The organism is Rhodobacter sp. P2_H5, from assembly GCF_056403335.1.
Genome location: NZ_JBFUFS010000022.1, coordinates 26,669 through 51,916, shown reverse-complemented (window position 1 = coordinate 51,916; position 25,248 = coordinate 26,669). Strand labels below are relative to the sequence as shown.

Genomic DNA, 25,248 nt, shown 5'->3' with positions numbered 1-25,248 from the left:
CAAGCCGCCCGCGCCCGGTCAGGTCAGAGCATGAAATCGGCGAAAACCAGGGCATCGGTGCCCTGCACGTCGATGGCCATATCCGCCACGCCGTCGCCGCCGAGGTCGATCATCAGGCGCAGGCTGCCCGCCCCCAGCACCTCGAAGCGCATCTCGCCGGCATGGAGGCCGAAGGCCGCATCGCCGATGAACTGCAGCGGGTCATGGCTGAGCGTGCCGGCATCGCCGTCGATGCCGCGCAGGTCGATGCGGTCCTTGCCCGAGGTGAAGTCGAGGATCTGGTCGCGCATGCCATCCGTTGTGCCGCTGTCGCCGAAGGCAAACACAAAGACATCCGACCCCTGCCCACCGGAAAGCAGATCCGCCCCGCCGCCGCCCACCAGCGTGTCCGCCCCGAGCATCCCGCTCAGCTGGTTGCCAAGCGCGGTGCCGGTGATCAGGTTGTTGAGGGAGTTGCCGGTGCCGCTCTGGGCGAAGCCGGTCAGGTTCAGCGTCTCGATATTGGCGCCGAGCTGGAAATCGGCGCTGGCGATCACGATGTCGAAGCCGGCGCTGGCCGCTTCGGTGACGGTGTCGGTGCTGGAATCGACGATATACATGTCGTTGCCAAAACCGCCCTGCAGCGCGTCGTTGCCGGTGCCGCCGTTCAGCAGGTCATCGCCGACCCCGCCGAAAAGCTGGTCGGTCCCGGCCCCGCCCAAAAGCGTATCCTTGCCGCCGAGCCCGCGCAGAATGTCGTCCCCGCCAGCGCCCTGCATCATGTTGTCCGACAGGTTGCCGGTGACCTCGATGCCGGTCACCGAACTGACCGTGGCGGCCTCGACATTGGCGGCCATGACCCAGGTGGCGCTGACATAGGCCTTGTCATAGCCCTCTCCCGCGGCTTCGGTGATGATATCGGCGGTGGCGGTGACGTAATAGGTGTCGTCGCCCAGCCCGCCCTCCATCGTCGCGGCGCCCTCAGCGGAGACGCTGGATTGCAGGACGTCGTTGCCCGCGCCGCCGGTCAGCAGGTCCGCCCCGCCGCCGCCTTGCAGCACGTCATTTCCGGCGCCGCCTTCGATGGTTTCGGCGGCTCCGGTGCCAACCACAAGGTTATCTTCGCCATTGCCGATGATCTTGGTCGTGCCGGCGCCGATCTCGACCCTTTCGATGCCGTTGGCGATGGTCCAGCTGGCTGCGCCGATGACGCGGGCCAGATCGTAGCCGACCTTGCCTGCCGCCTCGCCCGTGATGACGTCGCCCGCGTTGTCGATGACATAGGTGTCGTTGCCGTCGCCCCCCGACAGGGTATCGGCGCCTTTGCCGCCGTCCAGCGTATCGGCCCGCGCCCCGCCGGTGATCTTGTTGTCGAGGTCGTTGCCGGTGAAGCGGAAGCCGAAGGCGCCGGTGCCCATGATCGCTTCGACATTGGCGGCCAGCGTGGTGAAATGAACCTCTCCCACGGCGCCCGTTGCGCCGAGATAGCCGATGCCCTGGGTGAGGATCGTGTCATAGCCGCCATCGGCCGCCTCGATCACCTGATCGACTTTGTTCTGCGCCCAGTTGTCCAGCATGTATGTGTCGTCGCCGGTGCCGCCGGTCAGACTGTCGTTGCCCGCGCCGCCATAGAGGATGTCATTGCCGGAGCCGCCAAACAGCTGGTCGTTGCCCTCGCCGCCGTAAAGCATGTCATGGCCTGCGCCGCCATAGGCCCAGTCATTGCCCTTGTTCATGAAGATATGGTTCGACAGGTCGTTGCCCCAAAGCACCGAATTCGCCGTGGCCGAGACATAGACATCCTCGAAATTGGCCCCGAGGCTATAGGCGGAAAGGGTCGTGTAAACCGTGTCATAGCCCTTGCCGGCGGCCTCGACCACCTTGTCGCCGGTGGAGTCGACGTAATAGACGTCGTCACCATCGCCGCCCTCCATATAATCGCTGCCGGTGCCGCCGATCAGCGTGTCGCCCTCCGCCCCGCCCGAGAGCGAGTCATTGCCTGCGCCGCCGTCGAGGTAGTCGTAACCGGTCCCGCCCAAGAGAACGTCATTGCCCGCAAGACCGCCGAGCGTGTCGTCGTCCGAGGTGCCGCCGATCAGATCGTCGCCTGCGGTGCCTGTCTTGTAAGTCATGTCCGATACCCCTGTGCTGGCGGGTCAGCCCCGCGTGATGGGGTCGTTCTGGACGCGGCATGTTTCGCCTTGGCGCCGTCTGCGCCGGGGTATTGTAACCGCTGTAACAGAAATTTCGGCTGAAACGATTTTGAAACAAACGTGACGCAACGGCGGCGTCAAAGCGAAACCTGCGGGCCGCAGAACCCGTCCCATCACGCAACACCGGGCCCCGGCGGCCCGACCGGATGGAGACAGACCATGGCACAGACGCAAATCACCCTGACCGACGGCATCCCGAACTGGACCGCACCGGACGACGACAGCTACCTCGTCATTGCGACCTCGGTGAACAACACGATCACCACCGGCGACGGCGACGATGTGATCGACGGCGGCGCGGGCAATGACACGCTGATCTCGGGCGGCGGGACCGACACGGTCTATGGCGGTCTGGGCCATGACCGGATCGTGGTCGGCGACGGCACGCTAACCCAATGGGGCACCTCGACCGTCTATGGCGGCGAGGGCAATGACGATATCGAGGTCCGCTCGGATTCGGCCACGGTCTGGGGTGGTGCTGGCGATGACACCCTGGACCTCGGCGGTGACAGTGCCACGGGCTATGGCGAAGACGGCAACGACACTTTCTATCTGCAGTCGGATGCCACGGCCTATGGCGGCAACGGTGACGACACCTTCTACATGACCGAGGAAATCGCGGATAACGTCGAGAACGCCTATGGCGGCGCCGGCAACGACAGCTTCCACGCCACCGTCTCCAGCCACTGGATGGCCGGCTCGACCTATGTCATGGCCGGGGGTGCCGGCGACGACGTCTATTTCGACATCGGCAACAAGAACCCGATGTCCTGGACGATCACCGAAAACGCCAACGAGGGCAACGACACGGTCGAGGTGCTGCTGGGCAACGACTACACCCTTGGGGCCAATCTGGAAAATATCCGCGTCTCGGCCGATGTGATCGACGTCTGGTCCTATACCTCGCCCACCACGGGCAACCATCTGGCCGGCAACAGCCTGAACAACGTCATCTCGGCCTCGTACCGGGCCGATACGGTCTGGGGCAATGCCGGCAACGACACGATCAACGGCTGGTCGGGCAATGACAGCCTTTATGGCGGCGCGGGCAATGATGTCATGTCCGGCGATGCCGGCAATGACACGGTTTACGGCGAGGATGGCAATGACACGCTGACCGGCAGCGCGGGTGACAAGCTGGTCGGCGGCGCGGGGGATGACACCTATGTCATCACCTCCTCCACGGCGCTGGTCGAGACGGCAGGCGGCGGCATCGACACGGTGCGTTCGGCCGTTTCCTGGGTGCTGGGCACCGAATTCGAGAACCTGGAGTTGACCAACAACGCCGCAGCGGTCAACGGCACCGGCAATGCGCTGGACAACCGGCTGACCGGCTCGGCCTCGGCCAATGTGCTGAGCGGGCTTGACGGGCGGGACTCGCTTTATGGCGGTGGCGGCAACGACAGCCTGTCGGGCGGAAATGGCAACGATGTGGCGCAGGGCGGCGAGGGCAATGACACCCTGTATGGCGATGCCGGCGACGACATCCTGAACGGCGGCGCGGGCAGCGACAGCATGCGCGGCGGCACCGGGGTGGACTGGATGATCGGCGACACCGGCAACGACTACATGAACGGCGAGGGCGATGCCGACGGGATCTATGGCGGCAGCGGCAATGACACGCTGGTCGGGATGGAGGGGAATGACCTTCTCTACGGCGGCAGCGAGAATGACCAGATGTACGGTGGCGACGGCATTGACAAGCTCGGCGGCGACGCCGGCAACGACTACCTTGATGGCGGCGCCGGGGCCGACAATCTGATCGGCGGGGCGGGCAATGACCTTTACATCGTCGATGATGCGGGCGACGTTGTGGCCGAGCTGGCCGGCGGCGGCATCGACGAGGTGCGCACCACCCTCACCAGCTATACCCTCGGCGCAGAGGTGGAAAACCTGATGCACCTGGGCAGCGCCACCTTCTGGGGCTTTGGCAATGCGCTGAACAATGTGATGACCGGCGGCATGGGGCAGGATCTGCTCTGGGGCTTTGACGGCAATGACACGCTGAATGGTGGCTCGGGCAATGACGTGCTTTATGGCGGCAACGGCAATGACCTGATCCTGAACGCCACCGGCGCCGACACGATGGATGGCGGGGCAGGCATCGACACGGTCAGCTTTGCCGCCAATGCCTATGGCGTGATGGTCAACCTCGGCACCGGGGCGGTGTCGGGCACCGATGCTACCGGCGACAAGATCAGCAATTTTGAAAACGCCATCGGCTCCAACTTCAACGACGACATCACCGGCTCCAGCGCGGCCAATGTGCTGAGCGGCGGGGCGGGGGATGACTGGCTGATCGGCGGGGCCGGGGCCGATACGCTGGACGGCGGTGCCGGGCGCGATGGCGCGGCCTATAGCGCCTCGAGCGCCGGCGTGACGATCTGGCTCGAGTCGCTCTGGGATGCCGCGACCTCCAGCTGGTATGCGGTGGGCAAGGGTGGCGATGCCGAGGGCGACCGGCTGACCAATATCGAGGCGATCAACGGCTCGATGTATGACGATTTGCTGTCGGCGGGGCATGGTGCGACCACGCTGAATGCCGGGGCGGGCAACGACCAGCTTCTGGGCCATGACGGCGCCGATACGCTGTGGGGTGGCGATGGCAATGACAGCGCACAGGCCGGGGCCGGCAAGGATTTTGTCTATGGCGGCTATGGCAATGACCAGATCAACGGTGGCGCCGGCAGCGACTATCTGTCCGGCGGGGTCGGGACCGATGCGTTCATCTTCGACAAATATGCCCTGCTGGCGGGCGACAAGGACCGGATCGCCGATTTCCAGGATGGGGTGGACCAGATCAAGCTGGCGCAAGGGGCGATCACCGGCATCACCGCCACCGACGTTGCCGGCGGGACCGAACTGCACATGGCGCTGAGCGCCGGGGGTGAGTTCGTCCTGACCTTCGACGGCGTGACCGGGGCGCAGGTTCTGGATCAGATCAGCTATTTTTGACGCCTGACCTTGAGGAAACGAAAGGCCCGCCGCTTTGCCGGCGGGCCTTTGCCATTTCGCCCGACGGCCCCGGATGTTTCAGCCGCCGCAGTTCTGAAACATCAAAACCCGCCGAGCGGCGCCAAGTTGAAACCTCCAAGGCGCAGTCTTGATCCTGTAGCCGCCCGGTTCGCGGACGGCGCCCCCAAGGAGAAGATCATGTCCCCCGAAGATATCGCCCTCATCCGCCAGCAACTGGCTCTGACCCGTGGCATGGAAGAGGCCTTTGCCGCCGCCTTCTACGCCAGGCTGTTCCACATCGCCCCGCAGCTGCGCGCGCTGTTCCCGCATGATCTGTCGGATCAGGGCCGCAAGCTGATGACCGTGCTGGCCCTTGCCGCGGGCGCCTTGGACAAGCCCGATGCGCTGGTGCCCGCCGTCCGGATGCTGGGCGCACGCCATGTGGCTTACGGGGTCGAGCTGGCCCATTTCGCACCGGTCGGCGCGGCACTTCTGCACACGCTGGCCGCTGCCCTGGGGCAGGGCTTTGACGCCCGCGCCGAGGCCGCCTGGACCGCCGCGATCACCGCTCTGGCGGGTTTGATGGCCGAAGGCATGGCTCAGGCCCGGGCCGCGACCAAGGCCAATCTGAGCGCCGCCTGATCCATTTGCCCGCCTGGCTCCCCCAACCCTAGCTCTGCCAGGGCGGCTCGTAGCGGTAGCCCAGGCCGCGCACCGTGATCAGCCTTTCGGTGCGCAGCTTGCGGCGCAGGCGGGCGACCCTGGCGTCAATCGCCCGGTCCAGCGCCTCGGTCGTCTCGGCAGGGGCGAGGTCGATCAGCTCTTCCCGGCTGAGCACCCGGTGCGGATGGGCGGCGAAGGCGCGGATCAGGGCGACCTCGCCGGGGGACAGCGCCTCGGTCGCGCCATCCTGCAACAGGATGCGCGCGGCGGAAAGGTCGGCCGAGGTCGTCTCGAAGGGCACCAGCACCCGGGTCTGGCCCTTGCGCCGGGCCAGGACGGCGGCGGCGCGGGCGGCCAGTTCGCGCGGGTCCACGGGTTTGAGGACGTAATCATCGGCCCCCATCTCCAGCCCGATGACGCGGTCGATCTGGTCGGGGTTGGCGGTCAGGATGATGACGGGCACGCCGCGCAGCGCCTCGAGTCCGTTCATCAGGTCAAAGCCCGAACGTCCGGGCATGTTGAGGTCCAGGATCACCAGATCCGCCGACGCGGCGCGCAGCGCGGCCTCCAGTTCGATGCCATCCGCCGCCAGCGCCGTGTCATGGCCCAGGCCGTCGAAATAGGCGGCCAGCGCCTCGGCGAGGTCGGGCTCGTCATCTGCAAAGATGATGCGGGCGCGCGGCGGCATGGCGGGCCTTCTTGACGGAGGTTTCTGCGACATGTGTAGTGTCTGGCAAGCTTAGTGTCTGGCGGGCCGCAGTGTCGATAGTTTTGGAATTTGCAGAGGAGCGGGCCCCGTGGCCTATGTGATCGCCATTGCCGACGACGAGGAAGACCTGCGCGAGGCCGTGGCCGAATACCTGTCCGGCCACGGCTATCAGGTCCTGACCGCGGGCGATGCAGCGGAGTTCCGGGCGCTGGCGGCGCAGAACCGGATCGACGTCGCCATCCTCGACATCGCCATGCCGGGCGAGGACGGGCTATCGCTGGCGCGCTGGCTGCGGCGGTCGGGGCGGGCGGGGATCATCTTCGCTTCGGCCTCGGGCTCAGCCATGGACCGCATCGTCGGGCTGGAGATCGGGGCCGATGATTATGTCGCCAAACCCTATGACCTGCGCGAGATGCTGGCCCGGGTGCGCAGCCTGATCCGCAGGCTGGACGCCGCCCCCGCGCCCGCCGCAGCACCGCATTCTGCCGTTCTGCCGGTGCGGGTGCTGCGCTTTGGCCCCTTCACGCTGGATACCGCCGCCCGGCGCCTGACCCATGCCGAGACCGGGGCCTTGGACCTGACCGCCGCCGAATACGAGTTGCTGGAGGTCTTGGCCGCGCGACCCAACCGCATCCTCTCTCGCGCGGTGCTGGCCGATCTTCTGGGGGCCGAGGCTTCGGGTGCGGAAACCGACCGCCGGATCGACGTGCGGGTGACCCGGCTGCGCAAGAAGATCGAGCCTGACCCCGAAAGCCCGCGCTTCCTGCGCACCATCCGCGGCGAGGGTTATGTCCTGTCCGCCGAGGGCGGGAGTTGACCGCCGCCGACCCCGCAGCCCGCCTGCGCCGCCGGTTCATCTGGCTGCTGATCGGGGCGGCGGTGCCGCTGCTGGCGGTGATGGTGATCCTCGGCCTGCGCGAAATGCGCAACGCCCGCGCGGATATCCTGCGCGAACTGGCCGATGCCGGGCGCATCCGCCGCGCCGGGCTGGAACAGCTGGCCGCCGAGGTCGACACCCATATCGCCGTGATGCGCGCCTTTGCCGAACAAAGGCTTTCGCAGGAGGAGGAGCAGCCCGAATACGACGGTGCGATGGATTGGCCGCCCTATCTGGCCAACCCCGGCCCCGACCACGGCATGCTTCTGGGCAACCCCGATCGCCTGACCCCCGCGGCGCGGCGCGAGATTTCGGCCCTGTCCTCGATGTTCGCGCTGGCGCGGGCGACGCAGGTCAGCCGACCCTGGATGCGCTGGTCCTATTTCTTCTCGGAAACCCGGCGCTATGTCGCGATCTACCCCTGGGCGCCGCCGCAAGAGATGCTGGCGCCGGGCAATCCGGACACGGCGCTGGCATCCTATTTCACCTATGACCTTTACAAGCTGGCCGAGCCTGCGGCCAACCCCGAGCGCAAGGCCTATTGGTCGCCGGTCTATCTGGATGCCGGGGGCACCGGCCTCATGGTGACGCGCGGCGCGCCGGTCTGGGTCAAGGGCCAGTTTCGCGGCATCGTCGGGGCGGATGTGCTGCTGTCTTACCTGTCGCAGATGCTGGGCGGGTTTCCGGTGGTTTCGGCCAAGGTCGCGGTAGTGGATCAGGCGGATAATCTGGTGGCCACGCCGGATGGCTTTGACCCTTCCGCCACGGGGCCTGTTGCGGCGCAAGGCCTGATGCAGACGGCGGATCTCTCCGACACCGGCGGAAGTTTCCTGCCGCGCGGCAGCCTTTACGTTGCCTCGGTCCTGATCGAGGGGACGCCGTGGCGGCTGGTGATGACCCTGCCGCGCGCCGAGGTGCAGGCCCGCGCCCGCGACCGGATGGCACCGATGGGCCTTTTGGTGGCCGGGGTGATCGTGGTGCTGGCGACGGTTGCCGCCATCCTCGACCGCCAGTTCGTGATCCCGGCGGTGGCCCTGGCCGATTACGGCACCAAACCCTCGGCCGAGATCGTCCGCCTTGGACCGCCCGAAGACCTGCCCGCGCCGTTCCGCCCGCTGATCGACCGCATCACCGAGGCCGCCCGCCTGCGCTTTGCCCAGACCGTGCAGCTGCGCGCCATGGTCGATGGCGTGCCCTTGCGCGTGGTCTATCTGGATGCTGGCCTGATCTACCGCGACGCCAACCGCGAATTCCTCAGCTTCATGGGCAAGACCGCGGAGGAGGTGATCGGCCATCCGGTGGCCGAAATCCTCGGCCCCGAGGTCGAGGGGCAGTATCAGTCCATCACCCCCGCGATCCGCCGCGGCGAAATCGGCCGCTTTGAAGGCTGGATCACCTATCAGGGCACCGGGCGGCGCTATCTTCAGGTCTCGATCCTGCCCTTCACCGCACCAGGCGAAAGCCTGCCGGGTTATCTGACCTTCACCCGCGACCTGACCGAACTGAAAGCCGCCGAGCAGGAGGCCGAGGCCCATGTCGCTGCCCTGGCCGAACGCGAGGCGCTGTACCGCTCGGTCGTCGTCTCGGCGCTGGATGGCATCGTGGTGATGGATGACAAGGGCGTGGCGCATGAGTTCAACCCGGCGGCCGAGGCGATCTTCGGCTATACCGCCGCCGAGGCGATCGGGCGCCGGGTCGGCGATCTGATCGTCCCGCCCGAAGCCCGCGCTGTGCACGAGGCCGGCATGGCGCGCTATCTCGCCAGCGGCGAGGCGCGGGTGATCGGCCGCAGGATCGAGGTCGAGGCGATGCGCAAGGATGGCAGCCGCCTGCCAGTGGAACTCGCCATCACCCAGGTGACCGAGGGCGACCGCCGGCTTTTCGTCTCGCACCTGCGCGACCTGACCGAGGCCAAGCGTCTGGCCCGCGAGATGCAGGAGGGCCGCGACCGCCTGCATCAGGTCGAAAAGCTCTCGGCCATGGGCTCTTTGCTGGCCGGGGTGGCGCATGAGCTGAACAACCCGCTGGCCATCGCCGTGGCCCAGGCGACGCTGCTGGTCGAGCGCGCCAAGGACCCCGACATCCGCACCCGGGCCGAACGCATCCGCGCCGCCGCCAACCGCTGTGGGCGGATCGTGAAAAGCTTCCTCGCCATGGCGCGGCAGAAACCGCCGCAGCGTGAAAGGCTGGATGTGGCCGAGGTGATCCGCGGCGCCCTGGAACTGGTCGGCTACGGCCTGCGCTCCGCCGGGGTCGAGGTTGTGCTGGACCTGCCCGAAGACCTGCCGCAGATCGACGCGGACCGCGATCTCATGGGGCAGGTCTTTTCCAACCTCTTCATCAATGCCCAGCAGGTGCTGATCACGATCCCCCTGCCGCGTCTGATCCGGGTCACGGCGCAGGTGGAACAGCAGGAGGGCGGGGCCATCCTGCTTTTGCGCTTTCAGGACAATGGCCCCGGCGTGCCCGAGGCGCTGCGCGCCCGGATCTTCGACGCCTATTTCACCACCAAGGCGGTCGAGGTCGGCACCGGCATCGGCCTCTCCATCTCGCGCAATGTGGTCGAGGCGCATGGCGGCAGCATCAGCCTTGCCCCCAAAGGCACGGGCGATCTGCCCGGCGCCTGTTTCGAGATCCGCCTGCCGATCGCCGTCGCTTCCTCTGCCGCCATGCCCGGGCGCGCCGATCTGCCGGGGCCTACGGGTCGCGACATCCTGATTGTCGATGACGAGCCGGATGTGGCGCTCAGCCTTGCGGAGATCCTGCAGCTTGCGGGCCACCGGGCCACGGTCAGCGCCTCCTCCGCCGCGGCCTTGCAGGCGCTCGGGGCCGGGGCTTTCGATCTGGTCTTCACCGATCTGCGGATGCCGGGCATGGATGGCGCCGAACTGGCCTTGAAGGCGGCCGAACTGCGCCCTGACCTTGCCGGCAAGATCGTCCTGATGACCGGCGATACCGTTTCTGGCCCGGCGAGGGCGGCGCAGGTCGGGCTGGAGGCGCCCGTGATGCTGGAAAAGCCCTTCACACCCGCCGAGGTTGCAAAGCTGCTGGCCCGGATCGTCTGACACCTGCGCTCTGCCCATTTTCGCGGCATACGGCGGGGCCGAAGCCGCATCCACCGCCTGCCGCGCCTTGACCCGCAGGCCCTCGCTCGCTAGCGTCACAACATCATTTACGGCAAAAGCCGGTGTGGCATCAGGGCCCCGCGCGCAGTACCTTTTCAGGACTGCGCCGGGGCCTTTTGTTTTGGACGGTCTGGCATGAAACGTCGCGTGGAACTTGGGCTGCTCTACTCCCGCTCGGGCAGCTATTCGCTGATCGGCGAGGCCTGCCGCGCCGGGGCCCTTTCGGCCATCGCCCGGATCAACGCCGACCCCGACCTGGATGTCACCTTCCTGCCGGTCGAACGCGACCCCGGCGGCAATATCGACCTTTACGGCCCACTCTGTGCCGAGATCCTGCGTGACACCGCCGCCCGCCATGTCATCGGCTGTGTCACCTCGTGGAGCCGCAAGGAGGTGATCCCGGTTCTGGAGAAGCTGGGCGGCACCCTTTGGTACACCGTGCCTTACGAAGGGTTCGAAGCCTCCGATCACGTCGTCTATACCCATGCCTGCCCGAACCAGCACCTTCTGCCGCTGCTCGACTGGGTGATGCCCGCGCATGGCAAGCGCGCCTACCTGACCGGATCGAACTATATCTGGGGCTGGGAGATGAACCGCCTGGCGCGCGAGATCGTGCAAAGCGCGGGCGGGCAGGTCTTGGGCGAACGCTATCTGCCGATCGGCTCGACCGATGTCGCCCGGATGATCGAGGAGATCCGCGCCACAAGGCCGGATTTCATCCTGAACTCGCTGATCGGCCCGTCGTCTTACGAATTCATGCAGGCCCACCGCGCGCTCGGGGCCGAGGACGCAGCCTTCCTGCCCGCCCACTGCCCGGTCCTGTCCTGCAACCTGACCGAGGCGGAGCTGCCCGCGCTGGGCGACCGGGCCGAGGGGCTGGTCGCCGCAGGCCCCTATTTCCGCGGCCAGCAGGCCTGGCCCGGCGGCAGCTTCGGCTCCTCGCACGAGGCTTCGGCCTTTGTCGCGGTGCGCGAACTGGCCCGGCTTTTGGCCCGAAGGCCCGAGGCGAAGGGCCTGTCGGATCTGTTGGACGGGGCAGGGGGGATCATCGACCCCGACACCCATCACACCAGCCTGCCCGTGCTGATCGCAAGGGTGGAGAATGGGGCGTTTCGGGTGATCCAGAACCGCGGCGCCGTGGCGGGTGACCCGTACCTCACGCGCGGCCGCGACCCGATGGCGCCGGCCTTGCGGGTCGTGTCATGAAGCGCCCGGTCCGCATCCAGAACCTCGGTGGCGCGCAGGCGATCATCCTGCACCGCCCGCACCCGACCGTGCAGGCCCTGACCCGCCAGCTGACCGCCATCGGCCTGGCCGTCACCCAAGTCTGGCCCGAACTGGACGCGAGCGCGCTTGGCGCCGATTTCGTGTTCTTCGACGCCGACATGGGGCATGACGCGCAATTCCCCTGGGCGCCCGGCGCCTCGCCCATGCCGATGATCGCGCTGATCGGGTCAGAGGCGCCCGGCCGCATCGAATGGTCGCTGGAGGCCGGGGCCCATGCCCAGATGCTCAAACCCGTGGGCGACAATGGGGCCTATGCGACCCTTCTGGTCGCCCGCGCCGCCTTTGACGCGCAGGCGGCGCTGAGCGTTGAAATCGCGGGCCTGCGGCGGCGGCTGGATGAACGCCAGACCCTGGTGCGCGCCGTCACCCTTCTGGCCGCGCGTGGCGGCACCGAGGCCGAGGCCTATGACCGCCTGCGCCAGATGGCCATGGCCTGGCGCGTGACGCTGGAGGAAGCGGCGGCCCGGATCGCCGCCGCCGGAAAGGACCCCGATGGTTTCCGCAACCGTGGCTGAACCCAGCCGCCCCGCAGGCCCCTTGCGCCGCCTGATGCGCCGCAAGCTGGCCGTGCTTGGCCTTCTGGTCATCGCCCTGGTGATCGGCAGCGCGCTGGCGGCGCCTTGGCTTGTCGCCCATGCGCCCGATGAACAGATGTTCGACGGCCTGACGCTGGAGGGCGCGCCGATGCCGCCGGGTGGCGCCTTCCTCTTCGGCACCGACCTTCTGGGCCGCGATCTGTTCTCGCGCATCCTCTATGGTGCGCGGACATCGCTGATCATCGGGGTGGTGGCCAATGGAATGTCCTTGCTGATCGGCACCATCGTGGGGCTTCTGGCGGGCTATTTCCGGGGCTGGGTCGGATCGGTCCTGATGCGTTTCACCGACCTGATGATGGCCTTTCCGGCGCTGCTTTTGGCGATCTGCCTTGCGGCGATCTTCCAGCCCTCGCTCTGGATCGTCGCCATGGTGATTGCTCTGGTCAACTGGGTGCAGACGGCTCGGGTGATCTATACCGAGACCTCCTCTCTCGCGACCCGCGACTTCATCGCGGCGGAGCGGACCTTGGGCGCGGGCACCGGGCGCATCCTGTTCCGCCACATCCTGCCGCATCTGCTGCCGACGATCATCGTCTGGGGCACCCTTGGCATCTCAACCACCGTACTTTTGGAGGCGACGCTGTCCTTCCTTGGGGTGGGCGTGCAGCCGCCGACGCCCAGCTGGGGCAATATCATCTTCGAAAACCAGACCTATTTCCAATCGGCCCCCTGGCTGGTCTTCATCCCTGGTGCTGCGATCATCCTGCTGGCGCTGGCCTTCAACCTTGTCGGGGACGCCTTGCGCGACGTTCTCGACCCGACGCAAAGGGGGCGCGGGTAGATGGCGGCTTACCTTTTCCGCCGCCTGATCCAGTCGGCGCTGATCCTGCTGGGGGTGGCCTTCATCACCTTCTTTCTGCTTTACGTCCTGCCCGCCGACCCGGTGCGCCAGATCGCGGGCCGATCTGCCACGCCGGAAACCGTCGCCAACATCCGGCGCGAACTGGGCCTCGACCAACCCTTCATCGTCCAGTTCTTCCGTTACCTGACGGGCCTGCTGCATGGCGATTTCGGGCGCAGCTATCTGCAAAAAACCCAGGTGGCCGAACTGATCGCCTCGCGCCTGCCCGCCACGCTATTGCTGATGGCGGCGGGGATTTGCTGCGAGCTGGTTCTGGGTCTGACCATGGGCATCGTCGCCGCGCTCACCAAGGGGCGGCTGGCGGATCAGATGCTGATGATGACCTCTTTCGTCACGGTATCGGCCCCGCAATTCGTGGTCAGCCTGCTGCTCCTCTACGTCTTTGCCGTGCATCTGAGCTGGTTTCCGGTCGGCGGCTACGGCACCTTCCGGCATCTGGTGCTGCCGGCGATCACCCTCGGCATCCTCGGCTCGGGCTGGTACGCCCGCATGATGCGCTCTTCGATGGTCGAGGTTCTGGCCGCCGATTTCATCCGCACCGCCCGCGCCAAGGGCCTGACCCGCGCCCGCGTCGTGCTGCGCCACGCCTTGCCCAACGCCATCCTGCCGGTGATCGCGATGATCGGCATCGACATCGGCGTCTTCATGGGCGGCGTGGTCGTGGTGGAAAGCGTCTTCGCCTGGCCCGGCATCGGGCAGCTGGCCTGGCAGGCGATCCAGCGCATCGACATTCCGATCATCATGGCGGTGACCCTCGTTTCCGCCGTGGCCATCGTCTTGGGCAACCTTCTGGCCGACCTCATCACGCCCTTCATCGACCCCAGAATCAAGATCCGATAAAACCAACAGGAGAGACCATGAAAAACCTGCTCGCCTCCACCGCCCTCGTGCTGGCCTGTGCCATGCCCGCCCTGGCGCAAGACTACACGCCCGACCCCGCGGCCAAACAGGGCGGCGAGATCACCGTCACCTACCACGACGACGTGGCCACGCTGGACCCGGCGATCGGCTATGACTGGCAGAACTGGTCGATGATCAAGTCGCTGTTCGATGGGTTGATGGATTATGTCCCCGGCACCACCACGCTGCGCCCCGGTCTGGCCGAAAGCTATGACGTCTCGAAAGACGGCATGACCTTTACCTTCCACCTGCGCAAAGGGGTCAAGTTCACCAACGGGCGTGAGATGACGGCGGAGGATGTGAAATACTCGCTGGACCGCGTGACCAATCCGAAAACCCAATCCCCCGGCGCGGGCTTTTTCGCCTCGATCCTCGGCTATGAGAAGATGGCCGATGGCTCGGCCACTGGGCTTGAAGGCGTCAAGGTCGTCGATCCCCTGACCGTGGCGATCACCCTGAACCGCCCCGATGCGACCTTCCTGCAGGTCATGGCGCTGAACTTCTCCTACATCGTGCCGAAAGAGGCGGTGGAGGCTTCGGGCGCCGATTTCGGCAAGCATCCGGTCGGCACCGGGGCCTTCAAGATGACCGACTGGACGCTGGGGCAAAGCATCACCTTCGAACGCAACGCCGATTACTGGCGCAAGGGTGAACCCTATCTGGACAAGATCACCTTCCAGGTCGGGCAAGAGCCTGTCGTGGCGCTTCTGCGCCTGCAGAAGGGCGAGATCGACATCGCCGGCGACGGCATCCCGCCGGCCAAGTTCACCGAAGTGATGGCCGACCCGGCGCAGGCGGCGCTGGTCGTCAGCCAGGCCAGCCTGCAGACCGGCTATATCACGATGAACCTGAACGTCGCGCCCTTCGACAAGCTGGAGGTGCGGCAGGCGCTCAACATGGCGATCAACAAGGAGCGCGTGACGCAGATCATCAATGGCCGCGCCAAGCCGACAGGGCAGGTGCTGCCGCCCGGCATGCCCGGCTATGACCCTGATTTCAAAGGCTATGCCTATGACCCCGACGCCGCCAAGGCCCTGCTGGCCAAGGCAGGCTTCCCGGATGGGTTCGAGACCGAACTGTTTGTCTACAACACCGACCCCAACCCGCGGATTGCCCAAGCCATCCAGCAGGATCTGTCCAAGATCGGCGTGAAGGCCTCGATCCAGTCCTTGGCGCAGGCCAATGTCATCCAGGCTGGGGGCGAGCCCACCTCGGCGCCGATGATCTGGTCCGGCGGCATGGCCTGGGCGGCGGACTTCCCCGATCCGTCCGACTTTTACGGTCCGATCCTGTCCTGCCAATCGGGCGGGCCGGGCGGCTGGAACTGGGCGCATTACTGCAACAAGGATCTCGATGCCGAGTCGACCAAGGCCGATGCGATGACCGCCCCCGAGCAGACCGAGGCGCGGATGAAAGCCTGGTCCACGATCATGGGCAAGGTCATGGCCGATGCGCCCTGGATTCCGGTGTTCAACGAAAGCCGCTATACCATGCATGCGCCCCGACTGGGCGGCGCCAATGCGCTTTACGCCGATCCGGTCGCGACGCCGATCAACTTCGACTACATCTATGTGAAGTGAACCATCATGTGCAAAGCCTGCAACTACACGATCCACGGCGCGCAGCATCACTTCGGCTGGGACAATGCCTTTGCCCCGGCTGCGCGGGTCGAACCCGGCGCCACGATCCTCTTTCACTGCAATGACAGTTCTGCGGGCCAGCTTGGCCCGCAGTCGACCGTGGCTGACGTCAGCGCCCTCGATTTCGGCAAGATCAACCCGGTCTCCGGCCCGATCTTCGTCGAAGGCGCCGAGCCGGGCGACGTGCTGAAGGTCACCATCGAGAGCTTTGCCCCTCGTGTCTTCGAGGGGCGCGGCTTTGGCTGGACGGCGAATATCCCGGGCTTTGGCCTGCTCGCCGACCAGTTCACCGACCCGGCCCTGCATGTCTGGAGCTATGATCCCGGCCAGATGGGCCCGGCGGTGTACGGCAAGGAAGCCCGCGTTCCCCTGAAGCCCTTTGCCGGCACCATCGGCAATGCTTTGGCCGAACCCGGCCTGCACTCGGTCGTCCCGCCCCGGCGCGTCGGCGGCAACCTCGACATCCGCGACCTCAATGCCGGCACCACGCTCTACCTGCCGATCGAGGTGGCGGGCGCCCTCTTCAGCGTGGGCGACACCCATGCCGCGCAAGGTGATGGCGAGGTTTGCGGCACCGCCATCGAAAGCCCGATGGATGTGGTCCTGACCCTTGATCTGGTGAAGAACTACCCGCTGAAGACCCCGCGCTTCACCACGCCCGGGCCGGTGACGCGCCATCTGGACGCCAAGGGCTATGAGGTTACCACCGGCATCGGCCCCGACCTGATGAGCGCCGCGCGCGATGCGGTTGCGGGCATGGTCGACTTCCTTTGCGCCACGCGCGGCATGGCGGCGGTGGACGCCTATATGCTGGTCTCGACCTGTGGCGACCTCAGGATATCCGAGATTGTCGACATGCCGAACTGGGTCGTCTCCTTCTACTTCCCGCGCTGCGTGTTCGAATGACGGCAATCTTGCCGATCTCCGGGGCCGAAACGGCCCCGGAAGCCCCCGTGCTGACGGTGGAGGGGCTGACGGTTTCGGTCGCCACCGAAGCCGGGGCTCGGCCCTTGGTGCGCGATCTGTCCTTCACGCTGCACAAGGGGCAAACCCTTGCGATTGCGGGGGAAAGCGGGTCGGGCAAGTCGATCACCTCGCTCGCCATCATGGGGCTTTTGCCGCCGAATGTGGGCGTCAGCGGCGGTGCGGTGCGGCTCGGGTCCACGGACCTGACCAAACTGCCCGAACATCAGATGCGCGCCTGTCGCGGCGACCGCATCGCGATGATCTTTCAGGAGCCGATGACCTCGCTCAACCCCGTCATGTCGGTGGGCGATCAGGTGATCGAGGCGATTCGCGCCCACGCGCCCCTCTCGCGCGCGAAAGCGCGGGCGCGCGCCTTGGAGGCCTTGCGCGCCGTCCGTCTATCGCAACCCGAACGCCGCATGACCCAGTTCCCGCATGAATTGTCCGGGGGCATGCGCCAGCGCGTGATGATCGCTATGGCGCTGGCGCTGCGGCCCGAGGTGCTGATCGCGGATGAACCCACCACCGCGCTGGATGTCACCGTGCAGCGCGAGGTTCTGGACCTGCTGCGCGATCTGCAAAGGGAGCTTGGCACCGCGATCATCCTCATCACCCATGACATGGGCGTGGTGGCCGAAATGGCCGATCGGGTGATCGTCATGCAGAACGGCGCCGTGGTGGAGGAGGCCGCAACCGAAGACCTCTTCCACCGCCCGCGCGAAGCCTATACGCAAGCCCTCCTTTCTGCCGTGCCGCGCATGGGCAGCGCCACCGCCCGCCCCGAACCGCAAGGCGAGGTGGTGGCGCGGCTGACTGACGTTTCCGTCCGCTTTCCCCTGCGCGGTGGCCTTCTGGGCCGCGTGACGCATCAGGTCCATGCGGTAGAGCAGGTCAGTCTGACCATCCGCAAGGGCGAGACCTTTGCGCTGGTCGGCGAATCCGGGTGCGGCAAGTCGACGATTGCCAAGGCCGTGGTCGGCCTCGTCCCGCATCAGGGCCGGATCGAGGTCGGCGGGCTGGCCCTGTCAGACCTTGATACGGCGGGAAAGAAGGCGCTGCGGCGGCAGGTGCAGATGGTGTTTCAGGACCCGGCGGCCGCGCTCGACCCCAGGATGCGGGTAGCGGATCTTGTCGCGGAACCTCTGCTGATCCACGGGATCGGCGATGCGACCTCGCGCCGGGCCAAAGCGGCGGAGTTGTTCGCCCGAGTGGGTCTGTCGCCCGACCAGCTCGACCGCTACCCGCATGAGTTTTCCGGCGGGCAGCGCCAGCGCATCTGCATTGCGCGGGCTTTGGCCCTGAACCCGCAGCTGGTGATCGCCGATGAAAGCGTCTCGGCCTTGGATGTTTCGGTGCAGGCCCGCGTGCTGGACCTGTTGCGCGCGCTGCAGCAGGAGTTCGGCATCGCTTACCTGTTCATCAGCCACGACATGGCAGTGGTGGAGAATATCTCGGACCGGGTCGCGGTCATGTACCTTGGCCAGATCGTCGAGACTGGGACAAGGGCGCAAGTCTTCGGCAACCCGCAGCACCCCTATACCAACCGCCTGATCGCGGCGGTTCCGGTGCCTGACCCCAGCCATGTCCGGCCCCCTGTGCCGCGTCTGGCGGGCGAAGTGCCAAGCCCGGTGCATGCCCTGGGGCAGGGGCCGAAGCGCCTGCTACTGACCGATATCGGCGGCGGTCATCTGGTCGCGCTATAGGTTCTCGGCGATCAGGATCTCGATCCGGATCTTTTCCTGGCTGGCCAGAACCTCGCGCCGGTCGCAGCGGGCGCGCAGGATGCGGATGGCGCTGCGCACCAGATGGCCGGGGTCCTGGGTGATCAGGGCGTCGATCCGGCGCGACAGCAGGGCCGCCTCGGTGAACTGGGTGCGTTCGTGGGCGATGATCACCGGACGCCCGCCATCGGTGATCTGGGTCACCGTCTCCAACGGCAGGCGGGCTTCGGAGCTGAGGATATAGATGCCGGAAATGTCGGGGTTGCGGGCAAAGGTGGTGCGGATGATGCGGTCGGTCCGCTCCGCCTCGCCCCTTGTTTCGAGCGAGGGCAGAACGGTCAGATGCGGGTAGTCGGCGTTGATCACCTCGTCAAAGCCGAGGCGGCGTTCCAGGCTGTCGCGCGCATGCATGGTCTCGGCGACCACGAGGATCTTGCCCGGCGCTTGCCCCGAAAACCGCCCCATCAGGCGGCCCGCCGTGGCGCCTGCGGCGTGGTTGTCGATGCCGACGAAATCCTCATCCGCGGTGATCTGGCCCGAGATGAACGAAACCGCTTCGACGCCGCGCTGACCCAGCCGCGCCTTGGCGTCGCGGACCTGGGGCGATTCGGGGGCCATGATCGCCACACCGTCCAGCGCGGTGGGGTCCAGCCCCTCCAGAAAGTTCGCAATCTGGTGCGGGTCGCTTTCGTGGATCTGGACGACCTCGGCCCGTGTCGCCTCGGCGGCGAAGGCCAGATTGGCCTCGTCGATGCGGTCGATCAGGGCTGACAGGAACTGATCGCCCGAGCGCGGCAGCAAAAACACGAAGCGATAGCTTTTCGACCGGGCGAGGTTGGCGGCAGACAGATTGCGGATAAAGCCAATCTTCTCAATGGCCTCGGTCACCCGCCTGACCGTGTCTTCGCGCACGCCGATCCGGTCGTTCAGGACCCGGTCCACGGTCGCAAGGCTGACGCCTGCCGCTTTGGCCAGATCCTTCGTCGTCGGTCGCATGCCGGTCTCCTTTCCCCTCTTTTCCCCGAATTCCCCGGGCGAGGCAATAGAATTGAGGTGCGTACCTCAAAAATCGCTTGCCATGAGGTGCGTACCTCATCTACCGTCAAGAAGGGCAAAGAGTCGCGGCGAGGAGGCCGGGGCCTTGAACCGGGAGGAATCAAAAATGAAAGCGAGACTGTTGATCACGTCGGCGGCCGTGGCGGTCGCTGCATCCATGGGCGCGGCCAAGGCCGAGGATCTGACCCTGTGCTGGGCAGCCTGGGACCCGGCCAACGCCCTGGTCGAACTGAGCAAGGATTACGAAGCGCAATCCGGCAACAAGATGCATTTCGAATTCGTGCCGTGGACCAGCTTTGCCGACCGTTTCCTGAACGAGCTGAACTCGGGCGGGAAGCTTTGCGACCTGATGATCGGCGACAGCCAGTGGATCGGGGGCGCCGCCGAAAACAACCAATATGTGAAGCTGAACGACTTCTTCGACGCCAACGGCATCAAGATGGACGACTTCATCCCCGCCACCGTGGTGGGCTATGCCGAATGGCCGAAGAACACGCCGAACTACTGGGCGCTGCCGGCCTTTGGCGACGTGGTGGGCTGGACCTACCGCAAGGACTGGTTCGCGGAACCCAAGAACCAGGAAGAGTACAAGGCCAAATACGGCCGCGACCTCGCCCCGCCGAAAACCTTTGCCGAGCTGAAGGACATCGCCGAATTCTTCAACGGCCGTGAGGAAGACGGCAAGAAGGTCTACGGCGCCTATATCTACACCGAGCGCGGTTCCGAAGGCATCACGATGGGGGCCATGGATGTGCTTTATTCCTTCGGCTTCAAATACGACAACCCCGACAAGCCCTATGACATGGAAGGCTACGTGAACTCCGACAAGGCCGTGAAAGGGCTGGAGTTCTACAAGGCGCTTTACGACTGCTGCTCGCCGCCCGGCATGTCCAATGCCTACATGGGCGAGGGCGTCGATGCCTATAAATCCGGTCAGGTCGCGATGGCGATGAACTTTGCCTTCACCTGGCCCGGCTTCAACACCGATGCGGCGGTCGGCGGCGACAAGACCGGCTATTTCGCCAATCCGGCCGGCCCCGACGGCGACCAGTTCGCCCAGCTTGGCGGGCAGGGCATCTCGGTCGTGGCCACGTCGGAGAAGAAGGACGCGGCTCTCTCCTACATCAAGTGGTTCGCGCAAAAGGATGTGCAGGCCAAGTGGTGGAAGCTCGGCGGCTATTCGGCGCTGAAGGCCGTGGTGGAAGACCCGGGCTTTGCGACCTCGCAGCCCTATGCGCAGACCTTCCTGGACAGCATGGCGATCGTGAAGGACTTCTGGGCTGAACCCAGCTACGCGACGCTGATGCAGGCCTCGCAGAAGTACTTCCATGACTATGTCGTGGCTGGCCATGGCACCGCCAAAGAGGCGCTGGATGGCATCGTCAAGGATTGGCACGCCACCTTCGAGGAAGAAGGCAAGTACTGACCCCGGATTTGCCCGTCTCCTCTCCCCACGGGCAATAAGCGCGAGGCTCTTGAGGGCCAACCGGGCCTCGCGCATCCTTCCTTCGTCGAATCCGCCCTCTGGAACCCCACATCATGTCCGAAAACATGGCTCATCGCATTGCCGAGGCCACACCGTCCCGGCTTGCCCACAAGGTCCGGGGCCTGTCTGACCGGGCCATCGCCTGGGTCTTCGTCGCCCCCACGATCTTCCTGCTGCTGGCGGTCAATATCTTCCCGCTGATCTGGACGATCCGCCTGTCTCTCACCGATTTTCGCACCAACCGGCCGAACAACCCGGTGCATTTCATCGGCATCGAGAATTACCGCAAGATCCTGACCAATCCCGACACCTGGGCCTCCTTGCAAGCCACGGCGCATTTCCTGATCTGGACGATCCTGTTGCAGGTGGTGATCGGCTTCACTCTGGCTTACCTGATCAACAAGAAATTCCGCGGCAACGATCTCTGGACCACGCTGATCGTGCTGCCGATGATGCTGTCGCCCGCCGTGGTCGGCAATTTCTGGACCTTCCTCTACCAACCGCAGATCGGGCTCTTCAACTATGTCGTGGCCTTCTTCACCGGAGCGGACCCGTCCAGCTTCTCGATGATCGGCGAAGTGCCTCTGGCGCCCTGGGCCATCGTCATCGTGGACACCTGGATGTGGACGCCCTTCGTGATGCTGATTTGTCTGGCGGGCCTGCGTTCGATTCCGCCGAGCATCTACGAGGCCGCCGAATGCGACCGCGCCTCGAAATGGCGGCAGTTCTGGACCATCACCATTCCCATGGTCCTGCCCTTCCTGATGCTCGCCGTCCTGTTCCGCGGCATCGAGAATTTCAAGATGTTCGACCTGGTCGTGCAGCTGACCGGCGGCGGCCCCGGGGCCACCACGCAGCTGACCTCGATCGATCTGAAACGCGAGGCGTTTGAAAAGTGGCGCACCGGCTATGCCTCGGCCTATGCGGTGATCCTTTTCGTGACGGTCTTCGGCCTCGCCTCGATCTACGTCAAGGCGCTGAACAAGGTGAAAGACAGATGAGCTTTTCCATCACCGAACCCTCCAAAAGGCAAAAGTGGATCGCCGGCAGCCTGGTCATCCTCTACGCTCTGGTCACCCTGCTGCCCCTGGTCTGGATCATCGCCACCGGCTTCAAATCGCCCTCGGATTCGATCGCCTACCCGCCCAAAGTCTTCTTCTCGCCAACGCTGGAAGGCTATGTGAACCTCTTCACCTCGCGCAGCCGGGTGACGCCAGAGGATCTCGCCGCCCTCGGCCCGCCTACCACCTGGTACGATACGATCGTGCGGCAATACGACATGGTGATCACCGGGCCTTCTCGCTACGGCCAGCGCTTCCTGAACTCGGTCATCATCGGCTTCGGTTCGACCTTCCTGAGCGTGTTTCTGGGGACCATCGCCGCCTATGCCTTCAGCCGCTTCAAGGTGCCGCTCAAGGACGACCTTCTGTTCTTCATCCTCTCCACCCGGATGATGCCGCCCATCGCCGTCGCCATCCCGATTTTCCTGATGTACCGGGAGCTTGGCCTGAACGACACGCACCTTGGCATGATCTTCCTTTACACCGCGGTGAACCTGTCGCTCTCGGTCTGGCTCTTGAAGGGTTTCATCGACGAGATCCCGATCGAATACGAAGAGGCAGCCCTGATCGACGGCTACACGCGGTTTCAGGCCTTTTACAAAGTCGTGCTGCCGCAGGCCGCCACCGGCATCGCCTCCACCGCGATCTTCTGCCTGATCTTCGCCTGGAACGAATATGCCTTCGCCGTGCTGCTGACGAGCGGCGAGGCGCAGACCGCCCCGCCCTTCATCCCCACGATCATCGGCACCGGCGGCAAGGACTGGCCCGCCGTGGCGGCAGGCGCCACCCTGTTCCTGCTGCCGATCATGATCTTCACCATCATGCTGCGGAAACACCTTCTGCGCGGCATCACCTTCGGAGCGGTTCGCAAATGAGTGCCTTCTTCAACGGCCTTCTCCACCTGCGCCGCGGCCCCTGGGAGATGCTGGCGACCATCCTGATCGCCCTTGGCGTCGTCATGCTGATGCAGCCCTTCGCCCTGGTGCTCTTCACCTATTCCTTCCTCGTCACCTTGGTGGGCACCGTCATGTTCATCATCGTCAGCCATTTCCCGGAGTAAGCGGTGGCCCAGATCGTCATCAAGAACATCCGCAAGGAATTCGGCGCCTTCACAGCGGTGCAATCGTCTTCGTTCACCATCGAGGACGGCGAATTCTTCATGCTGCTCGGGCCCTCGGGCTGCGGCAAGACCACGACCTTGCGCATGATCGCAGGCCTTGAACTGCCCACTTCAGGCGAGATCTACATCAACGGCGAGGAGGTCTCCCAAAAGCCCGCCAGCCAACGCGACATCGCCTTCGTCTTCCAGATGTTCGCGCTTTACCCGCATATGAATGTGAGGAAGAACATCTCCTACCCGCTGGTCAGCCAGGGCATGCCCAAGCCCCAGGTCAAGGCCAAGGTCGAGGAAGTGGCCCGCATCCTCGGGATCGAGGCGCTGCTCGACCGCCCGGTGGGCGGCCTGTCGGGCGGCGACCGCCAGCGCGTGGCGCTTGGACGAGCGATCGTTCGTAATCCCGCCTGCTTCCTGATGGACGAGCCCCTGGGCGCCTTGGATGCCGAGTTTCGCGAGCATATGGCCGAGGAACTGCGCGCCCTGCACGACCGGATGCACGCCACCACGGTCTATGTGACTCATGACCAGCTGGAGGCGATGCAGATGGGCGACAAGATCGTGGTGATGAACCACGGCGTCGTCGAACAATTCGGCCGCCCACAGGAGATTTACGACTGGCCCGCCACGACCTTCGTCGCCAATTTCATCGGCTCGCCGCCGATGAACTTCCTGCGCTTTGATGGCATGGTCGGGCATGGCGCAACTTCGGTCAGCCTTTCGGGGCACGAGATCGCAATTCCCGAGATGCTCGACGGGGCCAGCGGCGCGCTGATCCTCGGCGTGCGGCCCGAGAATGTGCATTTGGACGACACGGCGCCGACCCGGGGCCGGATTCTCGCCAGCGAATATCTCGGCACCACGCAGATCGTCACGCTGGACACCGAACATGGCACGGTCAAGGCCCGGATCGGTTCAGAAACTCCGGTACGGGTGGGTGCGACGACGGGGCTGCGCCTGGATCCCCGCTCCATCACGCTATTCAACCCCGAAGGCCGCGCCTTGCTGTCGGTCGCCAATCAAAGGGTGCTGAACCATGGCTGAGGTGATTTTACAGAACGTCTCCAAGCGCTTCGGCAACCAGATCGCGCTGGAAGATGTCTCGATGACGATCCCGGATGGCTCTTTCGTGGTGTTGCTCGGGCCGACGGGCGCGGGCAAGACCACGATGCTGCGGATGACCTCCGGCCTCGACAAACCCGATGCGGGCCAGGTCTTGATCGGCGGCCAGCCGATGGCGGGCCTGACCCCGGCGCAGCGCAATGTGGCGATGGTCTTCCAGCAATACTCGCTTTATCCGCATCTGACCGTGCGCGAGAATATGGAATTCCCGCTGAAATCGCCGCTTTTGAAGACTCCCAAGGCCGAGATCGCCCGCAAGGTGGCCGAAGTGGCGGATATCCTGCAGATCTCCCACAAGCTGGACAACAAGGCGACCGCGCTGTCCGGGGGGGAGATGCAGCGCGTGTCCATCGGCCGAGCCCTTGTGCGCAATCCTTCGGTCTATCTGATGGACGAGCCGCTCAGCTCGCTGGATGCCAAGCTGCGGGCGGACCTTAGGGTGGAGTTGAAGAACATCCAGGCCAATCTGGGCGCCACCTTCCTTTATGTCACCCATGACCAGATCGAGGCGATGACGATGGCGACCCATGTCGGCGTCTTGGACCATGGCCGTCTGGTGCAATTCGGCACCCCGCGCGAGATTTACGAACAGCCGGTGAGTATCTACGCGGCAAGCCGCCTTGGCCAGCCGCGCATCAACATCCTGCCCGCCGATGTCTTCGGCGGCGCCCCCTCCGGCGCCACCCATATCGGCCTGCGCCCCGAACAGATCCATCAGGGCGAAGGGCAGGACAGTCTTGTCAAACGGGTGGAGCATCTGGGCGACCAGACCCGTCTGCATCTGACCTTCAAGACCCATGACCTGATCACGGTGACCCATGCCCACACGCCCTTGCGCGCCGGCGACATCGTGAAGATCCAGCCGGAACGGCCGTTCTACTTCGACGCCACCGGCGCACGCATTGCCTGAGGGAGG

Annotated in this window: 20 protein-coding genes; 17 read left to right on the top strand and 3 right to left on the bottom strand. The window is 65.4% G+C overall.

The annotated features are described in order from the left end of the window. Positions 1-23 precede the first annotated feature (23 nt). Positions 24-2,111 carry a calcium-binding protein gene (locus AC1DVR_RS20605; protein ID WP_478002494.1) on the bottom strand — a complete coding sequence of 696 codons (2,088 nt, stop codon included), beginning with the start codon at positions 2,109-2,111 and terminating at the stop codon, positions 24-26. Between the two features lie 240 nt (positions 2,112-2,351). Here AC1DVR_RS20605 and AC1DVR_RS20600 point away from each other — a divergent pair, with 240 nt between their 5' ends. Together AC1DVR_RS20600 and AC1DVR_RS20595 are read left to right on the top strand one after the other, a co-directional pair. Continuing rightward, positions 2,352-5,147 (top strand): hypothetical protein, encoded by a 2,796-nt coding sequence (locus AC1DVR_RS20600; RefSeq protein ID WP_478002493.1) that lies wholly within the window; start codon positions 2,352-2,354, stop codon positions 5,145-5,147. 198 nt (positions 5,148-5,345) lie between these two features. Further along, positions 5,346-5,789, top strand: coding sequence for a globin domain-containing protein (locus tag AC1DVR_RS20595; protein WP_478002492.1), 444 nt, complete (start codon positions 5,346-5,348; stop codon positions 5,787-5,789). A 28-nt stretch (positions 5,790-5,817) separates the two neighbouring features. On the opposite strand, the gene AC1DVR_RS20590 is transcribed toward AC1DVR_RS20595, so the two are convergent. Beyond that, positions 5,818-6,498 carry a response regulator transcription factor gene (locus AC1DVR_RS20590; RefSeq protein ID WP_478002491.1) on the bottom strand — a complete coding sequence of 227 codons (681 nt, stop codon included), beginning with the start codon at positions 6,496-6,498 and terminating at the stop codon, positions 5,818-5,820. A 109-nt stretch (positions 6,499-6,607) separates the two neighbouring features. On the opposite strand from AC1DVR_RS20590, the gene AC1DVR_RS20585 reads away from it, so the two are divergent. The 9 genes from AC1DVR_RS20585 (at position 6,608) to AC1DVR_RS20545 (ending at position 18,475) form a co-directional block, all read left to right on the top strand. Continuing rightward, positions 6,608-7,336 (top strand): response regulator transcription factor, encoded by a 729-nt coding sequence (locus AC1DVR_RS20585; protein WP_478002490.1) that lies wholly within the window; start codon positions 6,608-6,610, stop codon positions 7,334-7,336. Next, entirely contained in the window at positions 7,333-10,461 is a 3,129-nt protein-coding gene (locus AC1DVR_RS20580) for a PAS domain S-box protein (RefSeq protein ID WP_478002489.1), read from the top strand. The genes AC1DVR_RS20585 and AC1DVR_RS20580 overlap by 4 nt, the downstream gene beginning before the upstream one ends. A 195-nt stretch (positions 10,462-10,656) precedes the next feature. Then, a complete protein-coding gene (locus AC1DVR_RS20575; RefSeq protein ID WP_478002488.1) occupies positions 10,657-11,727 on the top strand; it encodes a transporter substrate-binding protein in 1,071 nt (356 codons plus the stop codon). Next, complete coding sequence (locus AC1DVR_RS20570; protein ID WP_478002487.1) at positions 11,724-12,323, top strand: ANTAR domain-containing response regulator; 600 nt, start codon at positions 11,724-11,726, stop codon at positions 12,321-12,323. Before AC1DVR_RS20575 ends, AC1DVR_RS20570 begins: the two co-directional genes overlap by 4 nt. Continuing rightward, on the top strand, positions 12,301-13,185 hold the full coding sequence (locus AC1DVR_RS20565; protein ID WP_478002486.1) for an ABC transporter permease: 885 nt from the start codon (positions 12,301-12,303) through the stop codon (positions 13,183-13,185). Before AC1DVR_RS20570 ends, AC1DVR_RS20565 begins: the two co-directional genes overlap by 23 nt. Next, positions 13,186-14,106: an ABC transporter permease gene (locus AC1DVR_RS20560; protein ID WP_478002485.1), complete on the top strand. Its 921-nt coding sequence runs from the start codon at positions 13,186-13,188 to the stop codon at positions 14,104-14,106. A 17-nt stretch (positions 14,107-14,123) separates the two neighbouring features. After that, a complete protein-coding gene (locus tag AC1DVR_RS20555; protein ID WP_478002484.1) occupies positions 14,124-15,746 on the top strand; it encodes an ABC transporter substrate-binding protein in 1,623 nt (540 codons plus the stop codon). Positions 15,747-15,752: 6 nt separating this feature from the next. After that, a complete protein-coding gene (locus tag AC1DVR_RS20550) occupies positions 15,753-16,712 on the top strand; it encodes an acetamidase/formamidase family protein (protein ID WP_478002483.1) in 960 nt (319 codons plus the stop codon). Further along, positions 16,709-18,475, top strand: a complete 1,767-nt coding sequence (locus AC1DVR_RS20545) for an ABC transporter ATP-binding protein (protein ID WP_478002482.1) — start codon at positions 16,709-16,711, stop codon at positions 18,473-18,475. Before AC1DVR_RS20550 ends, AC1DVR_RS20545 begins: the two co-directional genes overlap by 4 nt. Here AC1DVR_RS20545 and AC1DVR_RS20540 read toward each other — a convergent pair. Further along, positions 18,470-19,489 carry a LacI family DNA-binding transcriptional regulator gene (locus AC1DVR_RS20540; RefSeq protein ID WP_478002481.1) on the bottom strand — a complete coding sequence of 340 codons (1,020 nt, stop codon included), beginning with the start codon at positions 19,487-19,489 and terminating at the stop codon, positions 18,470-18,472. The two genes, AC1DVR_RS20545 and AC1DVR_RS20540, sit on opposite strands and share 6 nt — an antisense overlap. A 166-nt stretch (positions 19,490-19,655) precedes the next feature. Here AC1DVR_RS20540 and AC1DVR_RS20535 point away from each other — a divergent pair, with 166 nt between their 5' ends. The 6 genes from AC1DVR_RS20535 (at position 19,656) to AC1DVR_RS20510 (ending at position 25,242) form a co-directional block, all read left to right on the top strand. Next, entirely contained in the window at positions 19,656-20,975 is a 1,320-nt protein-coding gene (locus AC1DVR_RS20535; RefSeq protein ID WP_478002480.1) for an ABC transporter substrate-binding protein, read from the top strand. Positions 20,976-21,088: 113 nt separating this feature from the next. Continuing rightward, on the top strand, positions 21,089-22,036 hold the full coding sequence (locus AC1DVR_RS20530; protein WP_478002479.1) for a carbohydrate ABC transporter permease: 948 nt from the start codon (positions 21,089-21,091) through the stop codon (positions 22,034-22,036). Continuing rightward, positions 22,033-22,971: a carbohydrate ABC transporter permease gene (locus AC1DVR_RS20525; protein WP_478002478.1), complete on the top strand. Its 939-nt coding sequence runs from the start codon at positions 22,033-22,035 to the stop codon at positions 22,969-22,971. Before AC1DVR_RS20530 ends, AC1DVR_RS20525 begins: the two co-directional genes overlap by 4 nt. Beyond that, positions 22,968-23,156, top strand: coding sequence for a hypothetical protein (locus AC1DVR_RS20520; protein WP_478002477.1), 189 nt, complete (start codon positions 22,968-22,970; stop codon positions 23,154-23,156). The genes AC1DVR_RS20525 and AC1DVR_RS20520 overlap by 4 nt, the downstream gene beginning before the upstream one ends. 3 nt (positions 23,157-23,159) lie before the next feature. Then, positions 23,160-24,254 (top strand): ABC transporter ATP-binding protein, encoded by a 1,095-nt coding sequence (locus tag AC1DVR_RS20515; RefSeq protein WP_478002476.1) that lies wholly within the window; start codon positions 23,160-23,162, stop codon positions 24,252-24,254. Then, the gene (locus AC1DVR_RS20510) at positions 24,247-25,242 is read left to right on the top strand and encodes an ABC transporter ATP-binding protein (protein ID WP_478002475.1); all 996 of its coding nucleotides are present in this window, start codon (positions 24,247-24,249) and stop codon (positions 25,240-25,242) included. Before AC1DVR_RS20515 ends, AC1DVR_RS20510 begins: the two co-directional genes overlap by 8 nt. Positions 25,243-25,248 lie beyond the last annotated feature (6 nt).